The organism is Parasphingorhabdus sp. (assembly GCF_036963705.1).
GTDB lineage: Bacteria > Pseudomonadota > Alphaproteobacteria > Sphingomonadales > Sphingomonadaceae > Parasphingorhabdus.
Window position 1 is genome coordinate 1 of the sequence record NZ_JBALUT010000018.1, and the last position, 24,838, is coordinate 24,838.

Annotated in this window: 25 protein-coding genes and 1 pseudogene; 15 read left to right on the forward strand and 11 right to left on the reverse strand. The window is 57.2% G+C overall.

All coding sequences use genetic code 11. From position 1 onward, the window contains the following. Positions 1-48: 48 nt before the first annotated feature. Together V7680_RS06260 and dapE are read left to right on the forward strand one after the other, a co-directional pair. Positions 49-720: a glutathione S-transferase family protein gene (locus tag V7680_RS06260; RefSeq protein ID WP_335652431.1), complete on the forward strand. Its 672-nt coding sequence runs from the start codon at positions 49-51 to the stop codon at positions 718-720. Positions 721-730: 10 nt separating this feature from the next. Continuing rightward, positions 731-1,876 carry a succinyl-diaminopimelate desuccinylase gene (gene dapE, locus V7680_RS06265; protein WP_335652432.1) on the forward strand — a complete coding sequence of 382 codons (1,146 nt, stop codon included), beginning with the start codon at positions 731-733 and terminating at the stop codon, positions 1,874-1,876. Between the two features lie 18 nt (positions 1,877-1,894). Here the strand turns inward: dapE and V7680_RS06270 are convergent, their stop codons facing one another. The 3 genes from V7680_RS06270 to V7680_RS06280 are packed head-to-tail and all read right to left on the reverse strand — an operon-like array spanning position 1,895 to position 4,450. Further along, complete coding sequence (locus V7680_RS06270) at positions 1,895-2,455, reverse strand: Smr/MutS family protein (protein ID WP_335652433.1); 561 nt, start codon at positions 2,453-2,455, stop codon at positions 1,895-1,897. Between the two features lie 2 nt (positions 2,456-2,457). After that, the gene (gene mltA, locus V7680_RS06275; RefSeq protein ID WP_335652434.1) at positions 2,458-3,759 is read right to left on the reverse strand and encodes a murein transglycosylase A; all 1,302 of its coding nucleotides are present in this window, start codon (positions 3,757-3,759) and stop codon (positions 2,458-2,460) included. A 25-nt stretch (positions 3,760-3,784) separates the two neighbouring features. Beyond that, positions 3,785-4,450 carry a Tim44/TimA family putative adaptor protein gene (locus V7680_RS06280; RefSeq protein ID WP_335652435.1) on the reverse strand — a complete coding sequence of 222 codons (666 nt, stop codon included), beginning with the start codon at positions 4,448-4,450 and terminating at the stop codon, positions 3,785-3,787. Positions 4,451-4,728: 278 nt separating this feature from the next. Between V7680_RS06280 and secB the strand changes: the two genes are divergently transcribed. The 4 genes from secB to murA all read left to right on the forward strand — a co-directional run bounded on the left by secB (position 4,729) and on the right by murA (position 9,244). Beyond that, on the forward strand, positions 4,729-5,271 hold the full coding sequence (secB, locus tag V7680_RS06285) for a protein-export chaperone SecB (RefSeq protein ID WP_335652436.1): 543 nt from the start codon (positions 4,729-4,731) through the stop codon (positions 5,269-5,271). A 23-nt stretch (positions 5,272-5,294) separates the two neighbouring features. Further along, positions 5,295-6,887 carry a murein biosynthesis integral membrane protein MurJ gene (gene murJ, locus V7680_RS06290; protein ID WP_335652437.1) on the forward strand — a complete coding sequence of 531 codons (1,593 nt, stop codon included), beginning with the start codon at positions 5,295-5,297 and terminating at the stop codon, positions 6,885-6,887. A gap of 1 nt (position 6,888) precedes the next feature. After that, complete coding sequence (gene trpS, locus V7680_RS06295) at positions 6,889-7,884, forward strand: tryptophan--tRNA ligase (protein ID WP_335652438.1); 996 nt, start codon at positions 6,889-6,891, stop codon at positions 7,882-7,884. Positions 7,885-7,960: 76 nt separating this feature from the next. Further along, positions 7,961-9,244 (forward strand): UDP-N-acetylglucosamine 1-carboxyvinyltransferase, encoded by a 1,284-nt coding sequence (gene murA, locus V7680_RS06300; RefSeq protein ID WP_335652439.1) that lies wholly within the window; start codon positions 7,961-7,963, stop codon positions 9,242-9,244. 131 nt (positions 9,245-9,375) lie between these two features. Here murA and V7680_RS06305 read toward each other — a convergent pair whose 3' ends face one another. From V7680_RS06305 to V7680_RS06315, 3 genes are all read right to left on the reverse strand, one after another. Continuing rightward, positions 9,376-10,158, reverse strand: coding sequence for a hypothetical protein (locus V7680_RS06305; RefSeq protein WP_335652440.1), 783 nt, complete (start codon positions 10,156-10,158; stop codon positions 9,376-9,378). Positions 10,159-10,271: 113 nt separating this feature from the next. After that, positions 10,272-10,709 (reverse strand): DUF1330 domain-containing protein, encoded by a 438-nt coding sequence (locus V7680_RS06310; RefSeq protein ID WP_335652441.1) that lies wholly within the window; start codon positions 10,707-10,709, stop codon positions 10,272-10,274. Between the two features lie 9 nt (positions 10,710-10,718). Then, positions 10,719-11,270 carry a GNAT family N-acetyltransferase gene (locus tag V7680_RS06315; protein WP_335652442.1) on the reverse strand — a complete coding sequence of 184 codons (552 nt, stop codon included), beginning with the start codon at positions 11,268-11,270 and terminating at the stop codon, positions 10,719-10,721. Positions 11,271-11,314: 44 nt separating this feature from the next. On the opposite strand from V7680_RS06315, the gene V7680_RS06320 reads away from it, so the two are divergent. Both V7680_RS06320 and rarD read left to right on the forward strand, forming a co-directional pair. Continuing rightward, on the forward strand, positions 11,315-11,581 hold the full coding sequence (locus tag V7680_RS06320; protein WP_335652443.1) for a hypothetical protein: 267 nt from the start codon (positions 11,315-11,317) through the stop codon (positions 11,579-11,581). A 75-nt stretch (positions 11,582-11,656) separates the two neighbouring features. Further along, on the forward strand, positions 11,657-12,583 hold the full coding sequence (gene rarD, locus V7680_RS06325; RefSeq protein ID WP_335652444.1) for an EamA family transporter RarD: 927 nt from the start codon (positions 11,657-11,659) through the stop codon (positions 12,581-12,583). Here the strand turns inward: rarD and pyrC are convergent. After that, entirely contained in the window at positions 12,574-13,614 is a 1,041-nt protein-coding gene (pyrC, locus tag V7680_RS06330; protein WP_335652445.1) for a dihydroorotase, read from the reverse strand. The two genes, rarD and pyrC, sit on opposite strands and share 10 nt — an antisense overlap. A gap of 52 nt (positions 13,615-13,666) precedes the next feature. Here pyrC and ygfZ point away from each other — a divergent pair, with 52 nt between their 5' ends. Then, positions 13,667-14,401 carry a CAF17-like 4Fe-4S cluster assembly/insertion protein YgfZ gene (gene ygfZ / locus V7680_RS06335; protein ID WP_335652446.1) on the forward strand — a complete coding sequence of 245 codons (735 nt, stop codon included), beginning with the start codon at positions 13,667-13,669 and terminating at the stop codon, positions 14,399-14,401. 120 nt (positions 14,402-14,521) lie between these two features. Here the strand turns inward: ygfZ and V7680_RS06340 are convergent, their stop codons facing one another. The 4 genes from V7680_RS06340 to hisS form a co-directional block, all read right to left on the reverse strand. Continuing rightward, positions 14,522-15,196 carry a DUF4167 domain-containing protein gene (locus V7680_RS06340; RefSeq protein WP_335652447.1) on the reverse strand — a complete coding sequence of 225 codons (675 nt, stop codon included), beginning with the start codon at positions 15,194-15,196 and terminating at the stop codon, positions 14,522-14,524. 237 nt (positions 15,197-15,433) lie between these two features. Next, positions 15,434-16,270: a peptide chain release factor N(5)-glutamine methyltransferase gene (gene prmC / locus V7680_RS06345; RefSeq protein ID WP_335652448.1), complete on the reverse strand. Its 837-nt coding sequence runs from the start codon at positions 16,268-16,270 to the stop codon at positions 15,434-15,436. Continuing rightward, positions 16,263-17,339, reverse strand: a complete 1,077-nt coding sequence (gene prfA, locus V7680_RS06350; protein ID WP_335652449.1) for a peptide chain release factor 1 — start codon at positions 17,337-17,339, stop codon at positions 16,263-16,265. The genes prmC and prfA overlap by 8 nt, the downstream gene beginning before the upstream one ends. Continuing rightward, positions 17,336-18,667, reverse strand: coding sequence for a histidine--tRNA ligase (gene hisS, locus V7680_RS06355; RefSeq protein WP_335652450.1), 1,332 nt, complete (start codon positions 18,665-18,667; stop codon positions 17,336-17,338). The genes prfA and hisS overlap by 4 nt, the downstream gene beginning before the upstream one ends. Before the next feature lie 119 nt (positions 18,668-18,786). Here hisS and V7680_RS15740 point away from each other — a divergent pair. From V7680_RS15740 to V7680_RS06390, 6 genes and pseudogenes are all read left to right on the forward strand, one after another. Then, a pseudogene (locus V7680_RS15740) lies at positions 18,787-20,729 on the forward strand (M61 family metallopeptidase). A 14-nt stretch (positions 20,730-20,743) separates the two neighbouring features. Continuing rightward, entirely contained in the window at positions 20,744-21,277 is a 534-nt protein-coding gene (gene ppa, locus V7680_RS06370) for an inorganic diphosphatase (protein WP_335652452.1), read from the forward strand. Between the two features lie 2 nt (positions 21,278-21,279). Continuing rightward, the gene (locus V7680_RS06375; RefSeq protein ID WP_335652453.1) at positions 21,280-21,588 is read left to right on the forward strand and encodes a hypothetical protein; all 309 of its coding nucleotides are present in this window, start codon (positions 21,280-21,282) and stop codon (positions 21,586-21,588) included. Between the two features lie 131 nt (positions 21,589-21,719). Next, positions 21,720-22,919, forward strand: a complete 1,200-nt coding sequence (gene sucC / locus V7680_RS06380) for an ADP-forming succinate--CoA ligase subunit beta (protein WP_335652454.1) — start codon at positions 21,720-21,722, stop codon at positions 22,917-22,919. 194 nt (positions 22,920-23,113) lie between these two features. After that, positions 23,114-23,860, forward strand: a complete 747-nt coding sequence (locus V7680_RS06385; RefSeq protein WP_335652455.1) for an electron transfer flavoprotein subunit beta/FixA family protein — start codon at positions 23,114-23,116, stop codon at positions 23,858-23,860. Continuing rightward, positions 23,860-24,789, forward strand: coding sequence for an electron transfer flavoprotein subunit alpha/FixB family protein (locus V7680_RS06390; protein WP_335652456.1), 930 nt, complete (start codon positions 23,860-23,862; stop codon positions 24,787-24,789). Before V7680_RS06385 ends, V7680_RS06390 begins: the two co-directional genes overlap by 1 nt. The last annotated feature ends 49 nt before the right edge of the window (positions 24,790-24,838 follow it).

A 24,838-nucleotide genomic window follows, 5' to 3' on the forward strand; every position in this document is an offset into this window, starting at 1 on the left:
CGACGCTTTTCTATACAATGTGCGCCATATTTGGTTATGGGACAGAATATGAAACTGATAATCGGAAACAAAGCCTATTCCAGCTGGTCGATGCGCGGCTGGCTTGCCTGTAAGCAGTCGGGCCTGTCCTTCGAAGAGCTCACCGTGCCATTGTTCGGCGACGATTGGGATCATGTCCGCGAAAGCGAGAATTTCGCCCCGTCGGGCGGTAAAGTGCCGATATTATGGGATGGCGAGACCGTGGTCTGGGATAGTCTGGCGATTATCGACTGGCTAGCGGACAAGACTCACCGGGACCGCTTCTGGCCGAAAGACGAAACCGCACGCGGCATGGCTCGGTCGATGGCTGCGGAAATGCATTCCGGCTTCATGGCGTTGCGTCGGCAGTGCCCGATGAACACTCGGAAAATTTACGAAGGCCTTGCCATTAGCGACGATGTCAAAGCGGACGCTGCCCGGATCATCGAGCTCTGGGCCCAGGCGCGTGCGCGCTTCGGTGGCGGCGGGCCGTTTCTATTCGGCACCTATGGCGCTGCGGATATCATGTATGCGCCTGTCGTTTCGCGGTTCCAGACTTATGGCTTCCGTCTCCCCGGCTTCGCCACCAGCTATATGCAGACCATTCTCGACCATGAATGGACCGCCCAATGGATGGAAGCAGCCGAGGAAGAACCATGGGTGATCGAACGCCTCGAACAACCGGAAAACGCAAAAAACTGATCGGCTGCCAATGACCCGAGCTACGATATTAGACTATGCCAAAAAGTTGATCGCCCAGCCTAGTATCACTCCGGCTACCGGCAGCGTGTTTGACGAGATGGAAGCGATGCTCGAGCCGCTCGGCTTCGAGATATCGCGGTTCATTGCCGGTGATGCACCGGAAGATGCTGAGCTTGGCGGACCAGTCGACAATCTCTTTGCCATCCGCCATGGCGTTCCCGGATCGCGCCATTTTGCCTATGCCGGCCATCTTGACGTTGTCCCGCCCGGTCAGGGCTGGCAGACCGACCCTTTCGTTCCGGAAGAGCGCGGTGACTTGCTCTACGGTCGCGGTGCCGTCGATATGAAAGGCAGTATCGCTGCCTTTGTCGGCGCACTACATCACCTGCCTGATGATCTCGGTACGATCAGCCTGATCATCACCGGCGATGAAGAAGGACCTGCCCGTTTCGGCACCGTCGCGATCATGGACCTGATGGCCGAGCGCGGTCTCACTCCCGACCTCTGTCTTGTCGGCGAGCCCACATCGGTCAATCGGCTCGGCGACATGATGAAAATCGGTCGGCGCGGTTCGGTCAATATGTGGATCACGGTGAACGGCATGCAGGGCCATGTTGCCTATCCGCATAATGCCGACAATCCGATCACCAAGCTCGGCAAGATTCTCAGCGAAATTGACTCGCTGCAGCTCGACGAGGGGACCGACTGGTTCCAGCCGAGCAATATCGAATTTACCGACCTCCACGTTGGCAATCCGGCGCATAATGTCATTCCGGCAAAGGCAGAAGGCCGCCTGTCGATACGGTTCAACGATCACCACAGCGGCGAAAGTCTCAGCGCGATGGTCAAGGAGATCGTCGAGCGGCACGGCGGCGAACTGAAGCCGATCATCTCCGGCGAACCGTTCCTGACCCCGCCGGGCGAATTTTCCGACATCGTCGCCGGCGCGATTCGCGAAGTCACCGGGGTCGACCCCGAATTGTCCACGTCAGGCGGGACCTCTGACGCGCGCTTTCTCGCCAAGATTATGCCGGTGGTGGAATTTGGTCTGTGCAATGCGACCATGCACAAGCTCGACGAAGCGGTGGCGATTGATGATTTGGAAAAGCTGGGCGAGATATTTGCGTTGATCGTCGAGCGGGCGCTACACCGATAGAGCCAGCCGCTGCGATCTTCAGCGCGGCCGCCGCAAAATTATATAGAGCGCACCAGCGCCGCCATGGCGAGGATGGGCACGGCGCACGGCGGCGATACGCGATGCATGGCGGGAAGCCGCTAGCCAGTCCGAAATTGCCGCACGGATCGCCCCGCGACCGCCTTCGCGATGCCGCTCATCCGCGCTGCGCGCCTTGCCGGTAATCAGCAATATCGCTCGATGTCCCGCCGCGATGCTGAGTTCCAGCGCGCTATCGAGCCGTCCGTGAGCAGAAGACAGGGTATAGCCATGGAGATCGATCGTGACATCCGGCTGCACGACGCCCTTTGCCAGACGCCGGTCCCATTGTCCGTCGAGACCGTGCTTCTGGGGAACCGCGACCTGCTCCCTTAGCGGGACCGCCTTGCCGGCGACTCCACCAAAGGTCTCCGCCGTGATCGGACCTATCCGCTCGGGAAGCCTCTTCGCCACGGGCAGCGCGTTCACCCGGCTGACCCGCTTCTGGTCCAGCGGTTTGACCGTCTCGATAAATTTCTGCCAGAGCGCCTTTTCACCAGCAGTAAGCGGTCGATCGGACATTTCTATTCGCTAGGGCTTGCCCGGCGCGCGCGCAATTTGCTAACGCTGCCTTTCGGGAGGAAGATCAACGCCTGCCCCCGTGAAGACATGCCGCCGGCAATCTGGGCTGCTTCTTGGCCTGCACCCCAGAATGTATCAAAACGGTTGGCCCCCTTGATCGCCCCGCCGCTGTCCTGCGCAACCCACAGGCCGTCGGCAATATTATGTTCCATGTCGAGAAAGACCGGTGCTCCCAAGGGAACGAACATCCGGTCGGCCGCCACCGATGTCCGCGCCACCACAGGATGGCCCATCGCACCCAGAGGTCCGGGACCGGTCAGTTCGGTAAAGAAAACATAGCTTTTATTCTCGCGCATGATCCGCATGCCTTCCGCAGGATTGGCGCGCAGCCATTCGACAATGCCCTGCATGTTGGTCTTGCCGTCGGCCAGCAGTCCGCGTTCGCGCATCACCTTTCCGATGCCGGTATAGTCATGACCGTTCTGCCCGGCATAGCCGATCCGCATCACCGATCCGTCGGGCAGCGCCAGACGGCCGCTGCCTTGGATTTGCAGAAAGAAGAAATCGATATAATCCCGGGCCCAGGCGATCTCGAGACCTTGGCCAGCGATGGCGCCATCATCGATCGCGGCACGGTCTTCAAAGGGAACCAGCTTGGTCCCGTCTATCTTGCCGCGGACTCGCTTGTCTTTCAGATCTTCGGAGAACAGGCCGAGGTCAACGTCGATCAAGTTGGCAGGTCGGCGGAAGACCGGTATCTGATAATCTCTATTTCTGACTTTGGAGCCAAGAATCTGTGGTTCGAAATAACCGGTGGCAAAGGCTGTGCCGTCAGCGACTTGAACGGATTCGAAATAGCTTGTGAAAAAGCGTAAAGCGTCATTGGTCTGCCAGTTTTTCGCGGCATCGCAGGATAATTGCCAGTCTGCGCCCTGTGTCAGGCCGCTATTGTCCTCGCGCCGGACAAGCGACGAACAGCTGGTGCGAAAGGATTGCAGAGCGGAGCCCGCTTTGGCCTCCGAAATATTGAGCGTTGCGATGTCGGGCCCTGCCGCAATCCCAGCGCCCAGGGCTCGAGTCGTGTCAGTGCCGATTCTGATCAACTGAGCAGGATCAACCGGCTGAAGCGTACGGGTTGGATATTGCTGCGTCGCGAGCTGCGGAGCGGAGACCTCGGAACTTCCGCCCGTGACCCACTCACCCTCTTGCTGGGTAGCGCGACCTTGTGCGGCACCTTGTGGAATGATCGACATGGAACAAGCACTAAGCAGCGTCATTGCGCCAAAAAGCGCCCCGGTTTTCATGATAATATCCCCAACCGGCCGAGAATCAGGCCTCATCGGTCTCGTCGAGCAGCCAATTGGGGTTGGCGCTGGAGAGATCGCGACTGAAGGTCCAGACATCGTGGGTTTCGGCCGCGTCGGATAGCGAGCCGCCGATCAATTCACCCTTCTTGTCTCTGACCACCGAAGCGATATCCGCATCAAATTGCACCGTGATGCTCGCGACAGGCCGACGATATTCCGCTTCGGAAATGCGCGCATTGTCGATCCGCACCAGCTGGTTTTCGAGCACTTCGCCGCGCTTTTCACGCGCGTCGATAACTTCGACGAAACTTTCGTACACATCATCGTCACACAGGAGTCTCAATTCCTCCTTGTCGCCCTTCCAAAAGGCTTCAAGGACCATGCCATAGGCTGCTCGGGCGCCTTCAACGAACCGGCCGACATCGAAATTGCGGTCTGCGGCCAAGATTTCCCGCATTCCGGCTTCGGCGCTGCTGTCATAGACCATCTCAGGCGTACCGGCAGGTGCAGGTACGATGTCCGGAATGTGCGGCTTGGCATCGTCCAGCGGTCGCCGCTCATTCGCGCGCGGCTCAATGCTCCTCGGCGTATGCTCCTGCTCGTGACCGGTGCGTTTGCCGAGCACAGAGTAGAGGCGCAGGCCGAGAAAGGCCGCTACCATTGCCAATATTACAATTTCGATGGTCACTTTAAAATCCAATCTTTTCGAATGCCCTATACATAGGCAGAAAAAGGGCCGGTTTCAAACGGCATTAAAGAAAAAGCCGCTATACCGCAATCGGCCAAACAATTGTACCGATCAAATTGTGAACCAACACTGACATAATCACCGGAGTGTCGAGCTCTGCAACTCCCGATTACTCTTTATATTGCCCTCGGTTCCGTCCCCTGCTAGGCGCGCTGCGAACGGCGTTGCAATATGCGCCAATGGACATGTTTGACTGATTTTCCGAAAGGACAGGCCCGATGGCTGACGAGAATGACAAAAGTGAATCCGAAGGAAATCCCGTCGGAAATGTGACGACTCCCGATCCACTTGCCAATGGCGCAGATACCCAGCCGCAAATCGGTGTGATTTCACAATATGTGAAGGACCTTTCGGTCGAAAACCCGAATGCGCCGGATGTTTACCAGTGGAACGCCCAGCCGCAGATTGATGTTCAGTTTAATATCGGTTCGTCCAAAGTCTCGGACGAAGTCCATGAAGTTGAACTGAAGATCGAAGTCACCGCCAAAGCCGATGAAGGCGTCGCCTTCGCTGTGGAATTGCTCTATTGTGGTCTCTTCGGTTTGCGCAATGTGTCCGAAGAACAAGCCCATCCGTTTCTGTTCGCGGAAGCGCCGCGGCTGTTGTTCCCCTTTGCCCGGGCCATCATCGCCGATGCCGTGCGTGATGCCGGATTCCAGCCATTGCTGCTCGAACCTATTGATTTCACCGCGCTCTATATGCAGCAGCGCGAGCAGATGGCAGCAGAGCAAGCCGGCGAACAACCGGTTGGCAACGCTTAAACCTCCTTGCTAGGATAGCAGGCATGAACCTGCTGAAATCTACCGGAACAATCGCCGGACTGACATTGGTCAGCCGCGTTTTCGGTTTTGTTCGTGATATTTTGCTGGCCCGGATCCTCGGCGCCGGCGCCGCAGCCGACGCCTGGCAACTCGCGTTTCAACTGCCCAATATATTCCGGCGCTTGTTCGCGGAAGGCGCATTTTCAGCTGCCTTCGTGCCATTGTTCAACCGCAAGATGGCAGCTGACGAGCAGCGCACCGCTGCACAGAATTTCACGATTGACGTGCTGTCGGTTTTCGTCCCCATATTGCTGATCTTCACGGCAGTGATGATGATTGCCATGCCTGGTCTGCTCTGGCTAATCGACGATTTCGGGCGCGGCGGGCGATCGAATAGTTTTTCGTTGTCCCTCGCACGGATAACCTTCCCCTATCTCGGTCTGATCAGCATCACGACGCTGTTCGCCGCGATACTCAACTCGCTCAGCCGGTTCGCAGCAGCAGCAGCGGCACCGATCATGCTCAATATCTGCATGATTGCAGCCTTGCTCGCCGCCCATCTGGTGAACGGCGGAGATGACCCGCGCCAGACCGCCTATTTTCTGGCGATTGCCGTATCGACAGCCGGACTGGTGCAGATGCTATGGCTCTATTATTGGGCGCGAAAGACCGGATTTCGCTTTCCGATCAAAATGCCGAAATTCAATGCCGATGTGAAAGAATTGGGCGTGCTTATCCTGCCAGCGGTTTTCGGCGCCGGCATTTATCAGATCAGCCGTTTCCTTGACCTGTTTTTTCTCGGGCGTCTGCCGGAAGGCTCCTTCGTCTATCTAGCGATGGCCGATCGCCTGAATCAATTGCCTCTGGGCATTATCGGCATTGCTCTCGGGACCGCGATATTGCCAGCCCTGTCCCGTTTCATCGCCAAGGATGATCTCGGCGGTGCTCAAAGATTGCAAAGCAATGCCATAGAACTGGCCATGCTGATCACCATACCGGCAGCCATAGCCCTGTTCTTCGCCGCCGGGCCCTTGGTCACTTCTTTCTATGTCGGCGGCAAATTTACCGCCAGCGATGGCGAGACCACCGCCGCCGTTGTCGCCGCCCTTGTCGTTGGCTTGCCCGCCTATGTGCTGGTGAAGGTCCTGATCCCCGGCTTCTTTGCGCGGAGAGATACCAAGACACCGGTCTATACCGCCGGCCTATCCCTGCTGATCAACGTCATACTCAACCTGCTGCTAATCCCTATCTATGGCATCAAGGGCCTCGCCTTTGCCGGTGCGATTGCCGCCTGGTGCAACTGCATAATGCTTTACACCATGCTGCACCGTCGCGGACATTTTCATCTCGAGTGGACACTGTTGCTCCGGATCGGGCGGATTACATTGTCCGCAGCAGGCATGGCGGCGGTGCTGATTTACGCTGCTCCGATTGGCGAAGGGCTCTATACCGGCACGATCTGGCAGCGGGTTGGATCAATCACCGCTCTGGTCAGCGTCGGCGGGCTGGTTTATGCGGCACTGGCATGGCTGACCGGCGCGGTAGACCGTGACAAGATCACCATGCTGACAAAAAAGAAAGCAGCGGAAGACGCTGCAAGCGAAGGAAACCTATAATATGCGGACGGTATCGGGCATCCAGCCTACGGGAAATCTCCATCTCGGTAATTATCTGGGCGCGATCAAAAACTGGGTGAAGATGCAGGACGAGGGTGAGTGCCTGTTCTTCCTCGCCGATCTCCACGCCATCACTGTCCACAACGACCCCACGGAACTTGCGAGGAACTGCCGCGAAATGGTTGCCGCTCTTGTCGCCGCTGGCGTCGATCCGGAGAAATCGATCCTGTTCAATCAGGCCCGCGTGCCGGCCCATCCCGAACTGGCGTGGATGCTGATCTGCAACACCCCGATGGGCTGGCTGGACCGAATGACCCAGTTCAAGGAAAAGTCGGGCAAGCACAAACAGCGCTCCTCGCTTGGCTTGTACGGATATCCCGTGCTGCAGGCGGCGGACGTCCTGATTTATCAGGCCACCCATGTTCCGGTCGGCGAAGACCAGAAGCAGCATCTTGAACTGGCTCGCGACATTGCGTCAAAATTCAATAGCGATACCGGCACCGAAACCTTCACCCTGCCCGAGCCATTTATCGGCAAAACAGCGGCACGGATCATGAGTCTTCGCGATGGCAACGCAAAAATGAGCAAGTCGGACCCGTCCGATCTCAGCCGGATCAACATGAGCGACGATGACGAGACGATTGCGCGGAAGTTGAAGAAGGCGAAGACCGATCCCGAGCCATTGCCGGACAATATGGCTGATCTCGCCGAGCGACCAGAAGCCAAGAATCTGATCGGTATTTACGCCGCACTCGCTGATCAATCGCAAGACGCCGTGCTCGCTGAATATGCGGGCAAGGGATTTGGTGATTTCAAACCAGCCCTGGCCGATCTGGCGGTAAGCAAATTGTCACCGATCCGTCAGCGGTTCGAGGAATTGCGCAAGGACGAGAGCGCGATTGATGCGATTTTACGCAACGGTTCGGAGAAAGCCTCGGCGATGGCACAACCGACGCTGGAGTCCGCTTATGCGGCACTCGGACTGCTGCGCAACTAGCATTTGACCCCGCACCGCCTGTCAGAATCCACGTATTAGACTTGCCTGCATCGTCAAATTCGACCAATGCTAAGCGATGGATATTATCTCGATACGCGGCGGCAACCGGCTGTCTGGCACCATTCCCATTTCAGGCGCAAAAAATAGCGCGCTGACCCTTCTCCCTTGCGCGCTGCTGACCGAAGAACCGGTCACTTTGCGCAACCTGCCGCGGCTAGCCGATGTCGACAGCTTCGGCCATCTGCTCAATCAACTGGGTGTTTCGACCACCATCGAAGGCGCCAGACCGGAAGATTTCGGCCGCGTCATGACGCTCAAGGCCGGCCGGATCACGTCGACCGAAGCCCCTTATGATATTGTCCGCAAGATGCGGGCATCAATCCTGGTGCTCGGGCCGCTGTTGGCGCGCGCTGGCGAATGCCGGGTCTCGCTGCCCGGCGGCTGCGCGATCGGCAACCGGCCGATCGACCTGCATCTCAAGGCTATCGAAGCGCTTGGCGCAACCATCGAAACAACCAGCGGTTATGTGATCGCACGTGTGCCCGATGGCGGATTGCCCGGAGGGGACTTCTCTTTTCCTGTCGTATCGGTCGGAGCCACTGAAAATGCTTTGATGGCAGCGGTTCTGGCAAACGGCACAAGCATCCTCAAAAATGCCGCGCGCGAACCGGAAATTGTCGACCTGTGCAACATGCTGGTCGCGATGGGCTCCGAAATCGAAGGCATTGGTTCTTCTACATTGATCATCCACGGCGTCGATCGCTTGCACGGCTGCACCTATCGGGTGATGTCGGACCGGATCGAAGCGGGCAGTTACGCCTGCGCGGTTGGCATTGCCGGCGGTGAAGTCGATCTTCTGGCCGCCAAGGCCGACGAAATGGAAGCGACACTCGATGCGCTGCGCCATGCTGGCCTGCAAATCGATGTACATGCCAAGGGGATCAAGGTTTCTTCCGATGGCAAGCTCAAACCGCTAACCCTGTCCACCGCTCCCTATCCAGGCCTCGCCACCGATATGCAGGCGCAGTTGATGGCGATGCTATGTCTAGCCGATGGCGCCAGCGTTCTGACCGAGACGATTTTCGAGAACCGCTACATGCACGTGCCCGAACTCAACCGGATGGGCGCAGACATCGAGACCAAGGGCCGCACCGCCGTCGTACGGGGTGTCAAGAAGCTGACAGGCGCGCCAGTGATGGCGACCGATCTGCGCGCCTCGATGAGTCTGGCGATTGCCGGACTGGCAGCAGAAGGGGAAACCCGGCTGCAACGCATCTATCACCTCGATCGCGGCTATGAACGGCTGGAAGAGAAGCTGGCAGCAGTAGGCGCAGATATCGAACGGATCAGCGGCGACTAGAGATACTCTTGCTCGACACTAACGGGTAAGCGCTTGCAGGAGCCAATCTGGCAAAAAAAAAGGTGACCCGATGGGCCACCTTTAAATGCCGGACAATGTGAAATGCGAAATCCGGCGCTATATTTTCAAATCTAGCGACCGTTGCTGGCGACGATATCGACAACCGTCCCGCCATTGGAGCGTTTGTTGAGCGTGATCACATAGGCGCCGTCGTCGCTGCCTCTGGTGCCGCCGAGAACATGTTCTCCGCCGCGCATCAGATATTCGGCGCTGTAGCCGCCGCGCTTGGCCTGGGTATAATAATAATCCACGACGCTCTTCATTGGCGAGGCGGTGGTGAAGCTGACCACGCGAATATCGCACAGCCCGCCTTCAACGCCGGCTGCTTCCTGGACATTGGCTTTCGGATAGACCGGGAATTCCGGTGGCATGCGATTGGCCCAGCCCATGTCGTAGCTGAGTTTCTGGTCGCACGTACCCTTGCCGCGCTTTGCACTCTGCTGTTCCGCTTTCGCGCCCAGCGTCATGCCTTCGCTTCCGGCACAGCTTGTACATTCATCATCCGATGTCATCTGCCGGGGCTTTGGCGCGCTCAGCATTTTGCCGCCCAGCGCTGCCGTTGCTGCAGCCTTGCCACCTTCGCCCGCACCGGCATAAGTAGCACCGGGAGGGACCGATCCATCCGCCGGGCCATTGGCTCCGCGAATAGCATTGCGGTTCGCCTGATCCGTGAGATCGGGGTCGACCAGGATCGCATCTTCCAGCGCATCATTCATCGCCGGATCAGAAGTCAGATTGGCGTCGAGATTGGCTAGCTCTTCTTCGCTGGCTTCATTGCTGCCGCAAGCGGCAAGCGTCAACGGCAACGCGAAAGCTGCTGCCGACAGCAGAAGGGAACGGGAAATGTAAGACATGCGATTTGCTCCTGAATTTGGCAAAACACATGCATCAAAAAGCGTTAATAATCCGTTAGGGAAATTGGTTAATCCGGTGACTATTCGTTAACCCATTGTCCCATTTCGGGATTCTACGCAAAGGTCGCCGGGCCATCAATTTCACCGAACCGGATCAGGCGGGATGTCAGCACCGCTGCCTGGCGATTGAACACCGCTTTCTTATATTCGGGGTCGGTGACCATTTCCAGAAACGCGCCGCTATTGGGATAGCGGGCAATGAAGGAACTGTCCCACTGCTTGTCATCGGGCCCGATCACCATACATTCCATCTGTCCCCGCCAAAGGATTGTGCCACCGACCCGAGTGAATATCGGACCACTGGTCTTGCCATATTCCTCATAGGCGCGCTCACCGGACCAGCCCTTGGCGGCATGGGGGTGATCTGCCTGATATTGTGCCGAACCGTGAAAGCGCAACAGATTGAGCATGTTGATCGGCACATCGCGGGGCAGCGACTTGAATGCGTCAAAGGCTTCCCTTGTGGGGTCAAGATAGCGATCTTCGGACATGGCCTTCTCCTATTGGAACTGCTTTCGATTCTCGAGCCACTGTTCACGGGATTGTCCCCAGTCGTCAACCCGCGCGTCCTGATATGGTGCCGGTAGCTTGGTCGGCCCTCGATTGGTCGAGCCCACCCGCTCGGCCAGTTTGATCGATGCGAGATTGTCGGGATCAATTGTATGACAGATATCGCTCCAGCCCAGTATATCCACCGCATAGTTCATACTCGCCACCGCGGCTTCCAGAGCATAGCCTTTGCCGGCATATTCGGGAGCTATCCCCCAGCCCACTTCCGTTCCCGGCCAGCTGTCGGGATACCACGGACCGATCCGGCCAATCCATTTATCGCTATCTTTGAGGATCAGCGAGAACATCGCATAGCCGCGCACATGCCAGGCACCGACCATCGAGCACAAATCCCGCCAGCTTTCCGCGCGGCCTTTGACGCCGCCGATAAAGGTCATCGTTTCAGAATCGGACTGAAACTTCGCCCACTCCTCGAAATCATCACCATTGGGCGGCCGCAATATCAACCGCTCGGTTTCAATTCTGATGTTATCGATATCCATGACCTTCCCTCCGCAAGCAGCAATCCTACTACCGCGTTTCAAATTTGGAAACGCTTGAAATACAGGTGCGCTATGCTTATAATACAGTCATGGCTAATCTGATCTCAATCTTCATCGGCGTCATTGCCCTCATCCTCTCCTTCATCGGTCTGGTGCCCCTACTCGGCTGGACCAACTGGCTGATCCTGCCGATCGCCGGCATCGGAGCGCTTTTCGGGCTGATCTCGTCGCGCACCAGCGGCATGTATTTCTGCATTATCGTTATGTGCATATGCGCGTTGCGGCTTTGGATTGGCGGCGGCATTATCTGATCCGATTGCCGGATTTTCCCCGGCCATAGGATTTCTTGATTGCCCGCAGGAACCGGTCGGCTTAAGCGCTGAACAATGTCCATTGCGTCATCCACCAGCCGAATCGGTCTCGTTCAGGCGCTGATCGCGTGCGTGTTCTGGGGCCTGATGCCGGTCTATTTCAAGCTGCTGCAAAGCGTAGACGCACTGGAAGTCGTCGCCCACCGGATCATCTGGTCGGTGCCTCTGCTGCTGATCATTCTCTATTTCCGGAAAAACCTTGTCGGTCTGGCCGTGGCACTGGCCAATTCAAAATTGCGCTGGGCGATGCTGGCCAGTTCCTGTCTCATCGCCGCGAACTGGCTAGTCTATGTCTGGGCCGTGCACGAGAATCATATTCTTGCCGCCAGTCTCGGCTATTTTATCAGCCCGCTGCTCAGCGTTTTCCTTGGCAGGATTGTGCTCAAGGAACAAATGTCCCGCAACAAGTGGATTGCCATTGCGATTGCCGCAGCGGGTGTCTCGGTGCTTGCCGTACAAGCGCTGGACACGCTTTGGATCAGTCTCGCACTGGCGGGATCATGGGCCAGCTATGGGCTGGTTCGCAAGATAGCGGACATCGGACCAATAGTCGGGCTGACGGCAGAGACCGGAATATTGTTCCTTCCGTTCACTCTATTTTTGATCTGGCTGACCTTTGACGCGGCGCCGTCCACAACCAGCCTGCATCTCGGCGATGACCGGATAATTGATCTGTTGCTGATCGGCGGCGCAATCGTCACCGCAGTCCCGCTGCTGCTGTTCGCTTCGGCGGTCAAGAAAATGACCCTCGGCGCTATCGGATTGTTAAATTATCTCGCGCCGACGATCCAGTTTCTGGTGGGTGTTTTTGTCTATAACGAGGCACTGACGCCATCACATATCATATGCTTTGCGTTGATCTGGATCAGTCTGGCCTTCTATTCTAGCGACACCTATCTGGCAGGCAAGGCTGCGCGGAAGGCGATTGCCGGTCAGGTCTGAACGATTTTCCAAGCCAGTTCAGAACCGGCATGGAACGGGACCAGTGTCGAGCCTGCGACCGCGAGGCTATCTGGAATCACCAGACTGTTGCGTTCTAGAGTCACCCGACCTTCATTGAGCGGCAAGCCGTAAAAACGGGGTCCATTTTCAGACGCGAAAGCTTCCAGCCGGTCGAGCGCGCCTTCTTCGTCAAACACGGCAGCATAGCTCTCAAGCGCATATGGCGCGTTGAATATCCCGGCGCAGCCACAGGCCGATTCCTTGGCGTGAACCTCGTGCGGCGCGCTGTCGGTACCGAGAAAATATTTCGCAGACCCGGAAGTCGCTGCCTTGCGAAGCGCCAGCCTGTGCAGTTCCCGCTTCGCCACCGGCAGGCAATAGGCATGGGGACGGATCCCACCAGTGAACATGGCATTGCGATTGATATGCAGATGATGCGGGGTGATCGTTGCCCCGACATTCGGGCCGCAGCTGTCGACAAACTGTACCGCTTGCTCGGTGGTGATATGTTCGAACACGACTTTCAAACCGGGCAATTTCCGAATCAGCCCATCCATGATCTGATCAATAAACACCGCTTCGCGATCAAAAATGTCGATATTGCCATCGGTTACTTCGCCGTGCACGAGCAGCGGCATGCCAATATCCTGCATCCGCTCGAGCACCGGCAAGATATGCGCGACATCGGTCACACCGTGGGCACTGTTGGTCGTGGCATTGGCGGGATAAAGTTTCGCGGCGGTAAAAATGCCCTCGGCATGGCCAGCAGCAATATCATCGGCATCCGCATCATCGGTCAGATAACAGGTCATCAACGGTGTAAAACCCGAATCGTCGGGCAGTGCAGCCATGATGCGTTCCCGGTATGCAGCCGCACTGGCGGCGCTGGTTACCGGCGGCGACAGATTGGGCATGACGATCGCCCGGGCAAATTGCCGGGCGGTAAACGGAGCAACCGCTTCCAGCATGGCCCCGTCACGGAGATGCACGTGCCAGTCATCCGGGCGGCGAATAGTAATCGTGTCGGTCATATAGCTCCGCGCAAGGCTTGGTTTTTCGGTTGGTACACCCTACCTAAATGCCATGACCGAAACCAGACTTAATGACCGCGCCGTCATCCGCCTCTCCGCCACAGAGGCGTCCGAAGACATCGGGGAGTTTCTGCAAGGGCTGGTGACTCAAGATACCACGACAGTTGTAGAGGGCGCTCCGCAATGGTCCGCGCTGCTCTCCGCTCAAGGGAAACTACTGTTCGATTTCTTTCTATGGGCTGACGGCGATGACATATTGATCGACTGCGAAAAGGAGCAGGTCGAGGGACTCGTTCGCCGCCTGAAACTTTATCGGCTGCGGCGGAAAATTGAGATTGCCGAAGACGAGTCGGTCTTGGTTCACTGGGCTTTGACAGCCGATGACCGGCCGACTGATCCCCGGCTAGCAGCCTTGGGACACCGCTGGCTGAGTGATAATAGTGCAGGCGACGGTGCCGATGAAGATTATAAAAAGCACCGCCTGTCCCTCAGCGTAACCGAGGGTACGGCTGAACTGGGCAGCGACAAGACATTATGGCTCGAATGCAACGCGGCAGAACTCAACGGCGTCAGTTTCACCAAGGGCTGTTATGTCGGACAGGAAAATACCGCGCGGATGAATTACCGGCAAAAGGTCAATCGGCGGATGGTGGTGGTACCGATTGAGCAGGCCGATGAAAAGCGCCAGCGTATCGCCTATCCCGTATATGGCCTGTCGGTCGAACATCGGCGCGTCGATGATCTGAAAGCGCTCAGCCTACCCGATTGGCTTGCAGCAGCCATCTAGAGTCGCAATGGCCTGACGAGCGCATCGGCCGAATATCAGTTTCTGACAGTCAGCGACAATGCGGCGGGCGCCAGCGATGGCTGGCATGCCCGTCGCCATTATCTTCAAACCAAGGAGATTTTAGGCGAGATCGCCTTCTTCAGCTGGTTGTGGCTTGGGCACACGTTTTTTGCGCGCCGGTTTCTTTTCAACTTCGACATCCGTCGGCCGTGAAATCGCCGGTGGCAAGGCGCTGGCGTCCAGACCATTGCTCTCGCCGTTCTTTTCCGGTGCTTCGCTGCGGGTTGCTACATTTTCAACCTTGCGCGGACGCCGGCTGCGAACCGGTTTTTTCTCTTCAACCGGGTCACTGGTCGCAACATCGTCGCGATCAACATGATCGTTGCGATCGTCCCGCTGTGGACGATTTTGCTGCGACTGCTGAGGACGACTGCGATTACTGTCGCCGTCATTGTCGCTGGAATCGTCCTGGTTATTATTGTTGTTACGATTGTCAGGACGCGATTCTTCGCGCGCGATCCGCTGTTCTTCACGGCGCGCGATTGTATCGGCGTTGACCCGGAAATAATGATCGGCAAATTGGTGATAATATTCGGCCTGGACGCGGTCGCCATTGACCTGCGCGTCCTGCGCCATTTTCTTGAACTTATCGAGCATCTGCGCTGCATTGCCACGCGCGCGGCTGTCGATCCGGTTTTCACGGTCCGATCCGCCACTGCGGTTGCCCTGAGGCCGGTTATTATTGTTATTGGTGTTCCGGCCACGCCCACGGCGGCCAGGTTGACGATTGTTCATCAAAGTTAAGGTATCCTTATACCGTTAATAAACTTGGTCTTTCTCAAGTTATAGCCACACGCTGGTGACGATTGCGCTGCAGACAACCTGTTTGCAGCGGCCCATACAAGACAAATAGTCGCCGAGAACCAGCAATATTATCGAGTTGGGGGCAGGCCAGCGATTTAGGGAAAAAGCCAGAAATCATCTGGGCCTGAGCGAGTCTTAGCGACTCGCCCCGTCAAAACCAAGCCCTTTTTACCGGCGCAAGATTAACAAACGGTCATTGCCGCCTAAATCTTGTTTTAATTCAGAGTGATAACCGTTCTCCGCCGCTAAATCCGAAACCGGATTTGCTTGATCAAAACCGATTTCGAGCAACGCCGTTCCGGCCGGCGAAAGCAGCTTTACGAGCGCGGGAATGATGATCCGATAGTCATCCAGCCCGTCTTCGCCGGCGAACAAGGCTTGATGAGGTTCGAACCCGGCTACATCCTTGGACAATATGGCGCTGGTCGAAACATAAGGTAGATTGGCAAGGATCAGATCAAAGCCGGATCCGGGAGCGTCAGCCCAATTGGTCGCTGTCCAGTCGAGCAGCAAAAACTTGGCGCGTCCGGCCAGTCCGAGCTTATCGGCATTATTGTGAGCAATCTGCAAGGCGGCGGCACTGGCATCGAGACCGAGGCCGTCCGCTTCTGGAAATTCGCTTAGCGCGGCCAGCAATAGCGCTCCGCTACCCGTACCGAGATCCAGGATTCTCTGCGGATGGCGCGATGCGAATGCACGAACCGCTTCCTCGATCAGCAATTCGCTGTCGGGGCGAGGGATCAGGACATCGGGAGTGACCTGAAAGTCGAGGCCCCAGAACTCCTTCTTGCCGATGATATGGGCGACCGGTTCGGACTGCCGGCGGCGTTCGATAAGCGCAGGAAATTCAGCCGGTGCAGCCAGTTCGGGTAATTTGAGCAGCAGCTCCGCTCTCTCGATCTCTAGCGCATGCGCCATCAACAATTCTGCATCAAGCCGGGGGCTGTCGGAAGTTTCGCTAAGTGCCTGTGTTGCTTCGCGCAATGCTACTGCAGCATCACCCATCCAGATTGGCCAGTCGGCTGGCTTCATCTTCTGCGATCAATGCATCGATCATCTCGCCGAGCGCGCTGCCCTCGATGATTTCGGGAAGCTTGTGCAGCGTCAGGTTGATCCGGTGATCGGTGACCCGGCCCTGGGGATAATTATAGGTGCGGATGCGTTCCGAACGGTCACCGGAACCGACCATCGACTTGCGCGCTTCGGCTTCCTCGCTCTGAACTGCGGCCCGCTCCTGTTCATAGAGTCGCGCCGCCAGCACTTTCATCGCCTGCGCCTTGTTCTTGTGCTGCGATTTGCCGTCCTGACATTGCACGACAAGGCCGGTCGGCAAGTGGGTGATCCGAATCGCGCTATCGGTCTTGTTGACATGCTGTCCACCGGCACCGCTCGCCCGATAGGTATCGATGCGCAGGTCTTCGGTGCGGATCTTGATGTCGACTTCTTCGGGTTCAGGCAGAATCGCAACCGTCGCAGCCGACGTATGGATACGCCCGCCGCTCTCGGTTTCCGGAACCCGCTGTACCCGGTGGACGCCGGATTCAAATTTCAGTTTGGCGAACACGCCCTTGCCCTGGATATTGGCGACGACTTCCTTGAACCCGCCGACTTCCGAGGCATTGGCAGAGATCATCTCAACCTTCCAGCCCTGCAATTCGGCGTGGCGACAATACATGCGGAACAGATCGCCGGCAAAAAGCGCTGCCTCGTCGCCGCCGGTACCGGCGCGGATTTCGATCATCGCCGGGCGGTCATCGGCGCTGTCCTTGGGCAGCAATTGCAACGCAAGCTCACGCTCGGCCTTTTCCATCGCTTTCTTAACGCCATCGACTTCATCGGCAGCCATTGCCTTCATCTCGGGATCATCTCCGGCGAGCATCTCGGCCAGCCCCTGCTGCTCGTCGCGCAGGGCTTTGACTTGCAATGCGGCCTGGGCAACCGGCTCGATTTCGGCATATTCCTTGGACACAGCGACAAATTTATCGCTCTCCAGTTCGCCGGACGCCATCATCGCTTGCAGCTCGGCAAATCGCGCTTCGATTTGCGCGATGCGCTGGGGGGTGATCGTGGTCAATCACTCTCTCCCGACGACTTCACATCCTGTTCCAAAGCCAGAAGGTCGGAGTCGAGATCATCAAGATCATCGGAAAATCTCAGGTCCCACATTTTTTCCATGATCTCTGCAACGTCCAACCCGGTCTGCTCGCCGGTCGCGAGATTTTTGAACTGCAACTTGCCGGAGGCCAGCTCGTCCTCGCCGATGATGATCGCTGCCAGAGCGCCTGCCTGATTGGCGCGCGCCATGCGTTTCTTGAACTTTCCGCTGCCAAAAATATCGGCTGAAAACCCGGTTTTGCGTAATTCGTTTGCTACCGACAGCGCCTTGACCGTGGCATCGTCGCCCATCGGCACAATGGCTAGCTCCAGCGAAGCTTCGGGAACCTCGGTCAGCAACATCCCCAGCCGCTCGATACCGGCTGCCCAACCCACAGCGGGAGTCGCAGGGCCACCTAGCGTCTCGATCAAGCCGTCATAGCGTCCGCCAGCCAGCACCGTACCCTGCGCGCCCAGCCGGTCGGTGACAAATTCAAAGGCGGTATGGCGATAATAATCCAATCCGCGCACCAGACGGCTGTTGCGCGTCCATGCCACGCCGCAAGCGTCGAGACCTTCGGTGACTTGCGCGAAAAATTCTTTCGCCTCGGTCGACAGATAGGCGTCGATATCCGGGGCACTATCAGCGATCGGACGGTCCTGCCGTTCCTTGCTGTCGAGAATGCGCAGCGGATTGCGATCGAGCCGGTCCTGACTGTCTTCCGACAGATCCTTGCGATGCGCCTGGAAATGCTCGACCAAAGCGTCGCGCCAAGCATCGCGGCTTTCGGCATCACCCAATGTATTGAGCTGCAGCGTCACACCATCGGCGATACCCAGTTCCTGCAAAAGCTGATCGGCAAAACAAAGCAATTCAACATCCGCCGTGGCTTCGCTCGCGCCGATAATCTCCGCATCGAGCTGGTGAAACTGGCGATAGCGGCCTTTTTGCGGGCGTTCGTAGCGGAATATGGGGCCGTGCGCCGACAGTTTCAGCGGCATATGCTGCTGCCAGCCATTGGTCAGAAAAGCGCGCGAGATGCCGGCGGTATATTCGGGCCGCAGGGTCAGGCTGTCGCCGCCGCGATCCTCGAAACTGTACATTTCCTTCGACACGACATCGGTGGTTTCGCCAAGCGAGCGGGCAAAGACCGCGGTCGGTTCAAACACCGGCATTTCCACGCCTTTGAAACCATATAGCTGCCGAACGCGTTCAAACGTCTCCACAACATGCTGGAACCGTTCCTGCTCTTCGCCAAATATATCCTGGGTGCCGCGCACCGGCTGGGGTGTCTGTATCTTTGCCATGGGAGCGCTTTAGCCAGAGATAAGGCAAAGCGGAAGTGGCTTATTTCCACCAAGCCTCTAGACGAAAGAAGCAAAAACCGCCATTTGGACGCGCTGGTCACTGAAGGGATTTACTGCGCATGCGTCTGGTTGGCTTAATGGGTCTGGTCTTGACCCTCTCCATTTCCGCGACGGCGGCCGCAATGCCGGACAGCCTCAGCAAACCAAGCTATGTTCCGCCGCAGGAGACGATCCCCGCGCCGCAGGATATTGCCTATCCCGGGACCATGACTTTGAAGGTCGATGCTCGCGATCATGAGCAGGGCATATTCCGCGTCGTCCAGACGATACCCGTCACCAAGGCGGGTCGTCTGACCCTGCTTTACCCCGAATGGCTACCCGGCAATCACGCCCCGCGCGGCGAGATCGAGAAGATCGCCGGTCTGGAATTTACCGCTGGCGGAGAGAAGCTGCCGTGGGTCCGCGACGACGTCGATGTTTTTGCCTTTCACCTGACGATTCCTGAAAATATCAGCACGATTACAGCCACCTTCCAGTTTGTTTCGGCCACCAGCAGCAGTCAGGGCCGGATCGTGATGGCCCCGTCGATGCTCAACCTTCGCTGGCATCAGGTTTCACTCTATCCGGCTGGCTATTATGTCCGCCAGATTCCGGTCGTGGCGACGGCCATCTACCCGGATGGCTGGCAGGCAGCCAGCGCGATGCGTCCGAAATCACAGGCCGGCAGCACGATCGTCTATGAAAAGACCGACTATGACACATTGGTCGACAGTCCGGTTTTTGCCGGGCATTATTTTCAGACCCACCCACTGACCAGCCGCGTGCATCTCAATATCGTGTCGGATGATGCGAAATTCCTGGTGGCGGAAAAGCGACATCTCGCTCCGCATATCAAACTGGTCAAGGAAGCCGAGGCCCTGTTCGGCAGCCATCCCTATGACCGCTATGATTTCCTGCTCGCTCTGACCGAAGATATGGGCGGCATTGGCCTGGAGCATCATCGTTCGTCTGAAAATGGCGTGAACCGCGAATATTTCACCGGTTGGGATAGCGGCCCGGGTCGTCGCAACCTGTTGCCGCATGAACTCACCCATGCCTGGAACGGTAAATATCGCCGCCCGCAGGGTATGTGGACTCCCCCGATTTTCGGCAACCGATGCGCGACAATCTTTTGTGGGTCTATGAAGGGCAGACGCAATTTTGGGGTTATGTCCTCGGCGCCCGGTCCGGACTTTATTCGAAACAGGATACCCTGGATGCATTCGCGGCTATCGCTGGCGGAATGGAACAGAGAGTCGGGCGGAGCTGGCGGCCGTTGATCGACACCACCCATGATCCGATCATCGCTGCCCGGCGAGCCAAACCCTGGACGAGCTGGCAGCGGGCCGAAGATTATTATAATGAAGGGCTGCTGATCTGGCTCGAAGCCGACCAGATCATCCGCCGCGAATCGGGCGGAGAAAAGTCGTTAGAAGATTTTGCCCGTGCCTTTTTCGGCGGCAAAAATGGGGACTGGGGCGTGGCGACCTATGAACAGGCGGATGTCATCGCGGCACTCGCGCAGGTCCAGCCCTATGACTGGGACGGGTTCATCGAAAAGCGGGTCCATCGTACCACAGAGGAAGCCCCTAAGGATGGACTGGTCCTCGGCGGTTACCGGCTGGTCTATGTCGATACGCCAAGCGCCTATATTCTGGCCAATGACAAGCGCCGCAAGCAGATTGATCTCAGCCACAGCGGCGGCCTGATCATGGGCAGCAAGGGAACGATAAAATCTGTGATCTGGGATAGTCCGGCGTTCAAGGCCGGTCTGAAGGCTGGTCTCACCATCTCGGCGGTCAACGGCAAGGCCTATAGCGACGAGGCGCTAAAGCAGGCGATCGAGGATAATCGCGGCGGCGAAGGCAAGATCGATATTTTTGCCAAAAATGGTGAAGCCTATCATAATTTTATGGTCGACCATTCGGATGGCCTGCGCTATCCGGCGCTCGAGAAAATCACCGGAGAGGGTGTTGATCAAGAAGGCGGCATAGACCGGCTATTACAGTCAAAAACCAGATAAGGACCTCCTTTTCCATGGACATTAACAAAATCCCGATCGGCGATAACCCGCCGGAAAGCCTGAACGTCGTTATTGAAGTTCCAGTTGGCGGTGAACCGGTCAAATATGAATTTGACAAGGCATCGGGCGCGCTATTCGTCGACCGTATCCTCCACACCCCGATGCGCTATCCGGCCAATTACGGCTTTGTTCCCCATACTTTGTCACCCGATGGTGACCCGCTCGATGCTCTGGTAGTCGCACGTTCGCCCTTCATGCCAGGCTGCGTCGTGCGCTGCCGGCCGATTGCGGTGCTCAATCTCGAAGACGAGCATGGCGGCGATGAAAAATTGCTCTGCGTTCCGATCGACGCGACTTTTCCTTATTATCGCAAAATCGACGAAGGCAATGACCTTCCCGAAATCGTGATGCAGCAGATCGAGCATTTCTTCACCCATTACAAAGATCTCGAACCCGAAAAATGGGTCCGGGTGGGCAAATGGGGCGATGCCGACGAAGCCAAGCGCGTCATACTCGAAGCGATTGAACTGGCGAAATCCAAGAAATGACCATGATTCGGATAATCTTGGGGGTGACGGCGCTTTCGGCCTTGGCCGCGTGCGCGACCCCCGAGACCCGGGTACGCAACGGATTGATGAGCGCCGGACTGTCGGTGCCGATATCCGCCTGCATGGCCGACCGGATGGTCGACCGCCTGTCGCTGGCCCAGCTCAACAAGCTCAACGGTCTTGGCAAGCTCAAGAAACAGAAGCCGGGCGATGTGACCTTCAATGAATTTGTGAAGCGGACCCGCTCGCTTCAGGATGCGAAAATCGTAGGCGTTGTGACCAGCTCAGGCGTTATTTGCGCGGTCAAATAGCCCTCTGATCAAAAATGCCTGCGGGATTTGCGCCTGTTATCCAAGCGAGGGCTGGAATTCCCTATCCAACTATGCTTTAGCCCTCCACAAGACTCACTATTTCCACCAACGAAAGGCATAGCCTCTCTCCCATGAACATTCACGAATATCAGGGCAAGGAACTGCTTGCCAAACACGGCATCGCCGTCCCCGCCGGTTATGCCGCGCTCTCCGTTGAAGAAGCGGTCGCCGCAGCCGAGAAACTTCCCGGACCGCTTTATGTCGTAAAAGCGCAGATCCACGCGGGCGGACGCGGAAAAGGCAAATATATCGAGCTCGGGCCGGATGCCAAAGGCGGCGTGCGGCTATCAAAATCTATCGATGATGTGCGTACCAACGCAGAAGAGATGCTGGGCAATACGCTGGTTACCATCCAGACCGGCGACGCCGGCAAGCAGGTCAACCGGCTCTATGTGACCGACGGCGTTGATATCGAGAAGGAATTCTACCTCTCGATGCTGGTCGACCGGGCCAGCGGCCGTGTCGCAATTGTCGTTTCCACCGAAGGCGGAATGGATATCGAGGAAGTCGCGCACAGCACTCCGGAAAAAATCAAGACAATCACGATTGATCCTGCCCAGGGCTTCATGCCCCATCACGGCCGGACCATAGCTTTTGCACTGGGGCTTGAAGGCGACCTCAACAAGCAGGCACAGAAGCTTGGCAAGAAACTTTATGACGCGTTCATGGCGATGGATTGCGAAATGGTTGAAATCAATCCACTCGTCGTAACCGAAGATCAGCAGCTGATCGTACTCGACACCAAGATGAGCTTCGACGGCAATGCGCTGATGCGCCATCCCGATCTCGCTGCCCTGCGCGACGAGACCGAAGAAGATCCGGCGGAAGTCGAAGCCAGCAAATCCGATCTCGCCTATATCAAGCTCGACGGCAATATCGGCTGCATGGTCAATGGCGCCGGTCTGGCGATGGCAACGATGGATATCATCAAGCTCAATGGCGCCTTTCCTGCCAACTTCCTCGACGTTGGTGGTGGCGCGACCAAGGAAAAGGTCACAGCAGCGTTCAAGATCATCCTCGCCGATCCTGCGGTTGAGGGCATTCTCGTCAACATCTTTGGCGGCATCATGAAATGCGACATCATTGCCGAAGGCATTGTCGCTGCAGCCAAGGAAGTGGAACTAGATGTGCCGCTGGTCGTTAGACTGGAAGGCACCAATGTTGCGAAGGGCAAGGAAATCCTCGCCAACAGCGGTCTGCCTATCGTGTCGGCCGATGATCTCGGCGATGCCGCGAAGAAGATTGTCGCACAGGTTAAAGCAGCAGCCTGAACGGACGGAAACCAAGGCCGTTCGGCCTGAGCCTGTCGAAGGATGATGGAGCGCGCAATTCCGTACTTCGACAAGCTCGGTACGAACGGGCCTGCCCTTGTGGCAAAATTGACGATGCTGCACCGCAGCGCAAAACTTGACGTTTACGTGAACGTAAGCTAATCGGTTAGTGAAATTTAAAAAAGGAAACAGCAATGAAAATCCTGGTGCCCGTAAAACGGGTCATAGATTATAACGTAAAACCGCGGGTCAAATCCGACGGCAGCGGCGTCGATCTCGCCAATGTCAAAATGTCGATGAACCCGTTTGACGAGATTTCTATCGAAGAAGCCATCCGCCTCAAAGAAGCGGGCAAGGCCGAAGAAGTCATCGCCGTTTCGGTTGGCCCGCAAAAGGCGCAGGAAACCCTGCGTACCGCGCTCGCCATGGGCGCAGACCGCGCAATCCTGGTGGTTACCGACGAAGAAGTCGAGCCGCTCGCGGTTGCCAAGATCCTCGCCAAAATCGTTGCCGACGAATCTCCAAAGCTGGTGATCTGCGGCAAGCAGGCGATCGATGATGATTCGAACCAGACCGGCCAGATGCTCGCAGCATTGCTCGGTTGGGGTCAGGGCACATTCGCCAATGAAGTCGATATTGATGGCGAAAGCATCACCGTCAAACGGGAAATCGATGGCGGCCTGCAGACGGTCAAACTGAACCTGCCCGCTGTGGTCACCACCGACCTGCGACTCAACGAACCGCGTTATGCGTCGCTGCCGAACATCATGAAGGCGAAGAAAAAGCCTATGGATGAAAAAACGCCAGCCGATTACGGCGTCGACATTGCGCCGCGTCTGACCACGATCACGGTTACCGAACCTCCGGTTCGTCAGGCCGGTGAAAAGGTCGAAGACGTCGATGCGCTGGTCGCGAAACTCAAAGCTGTGGGAGCGATCTAATGAAAACTCTTGTACTCGTAGAACATGACAACACGAACATGAAGGACGCGACGCTGGCTGTTGTCACCGCCGCGTCGCAACTGGGCGAAGTCCACGCTCTGGTAATCGGCTCCGGCTGTGCCAGTGTCGGCGAACAGGCGGCTAAGGTCGCTGGCGTCGCCACCGTCCATGTCGCCGACGATCCATCGCTCGCCAACCAGCTCGCGGAAAATGCCGCGCCGCTGATCGCCAGCCTGATGGAAACCCATGACGCGTTCCTCGCGCCAGCCACAACCACCGGCAAGAATATCGCCCCGCGCGTCGCAGCCCTGCTCGACGTCATGCAGATCAGCGACATTCTCTCGGTCGAAAGCGAAGACACTTTCACCCGGCCGATCTACGCCGGCAACGCGATTGCTACGGTCAAATCCTCGGATGCCAAGAAAGTCATCACCGTTCGCGGTACGGCTTTTGACAAGGCAGAGACCGAAGGCGGCTCCGGCACCATCGAAGCCGTTGGCGGCGCCAGCGACGCTGGCCTGTCCAGCTTCGTCAGCGAAGAAATCGCCAAGTCCGAACGCCCCGAACTGACCAGCGCAAAAATCATCGTTTCCGGTGGTCGCGCTCTGGGTTCGTCCGAGAAGTTCGAAGAAGTGATCACGCCACTGGCAGACAAGCTCGGTGCCGGCATCGGTGCCTCGCGCGCTGCGGTCGATGCGGGCTATGTCCCGAACGACTATCAGGTCGGCCAGACCGGCAAGATCGTCGCTCCGGAAGTCTATATCGCCATCGGAATCTCCGGCGCGATCCAGCATCTCGCGGGCATGAAAGACAGCAAGATCATCGTCGCGATCAACAAGGACGAAGACGCCCCGATTTTCCAGGTTGCGGATATCGGGCTTGTGGCGGATCTGTTTGATGCGGTGCCGGAGTTGACAAGCAAGGTTTAAACGCCTTCTCCCTAAAGGAATAGGTGACGATCACAAAAAGGGGCGCGGA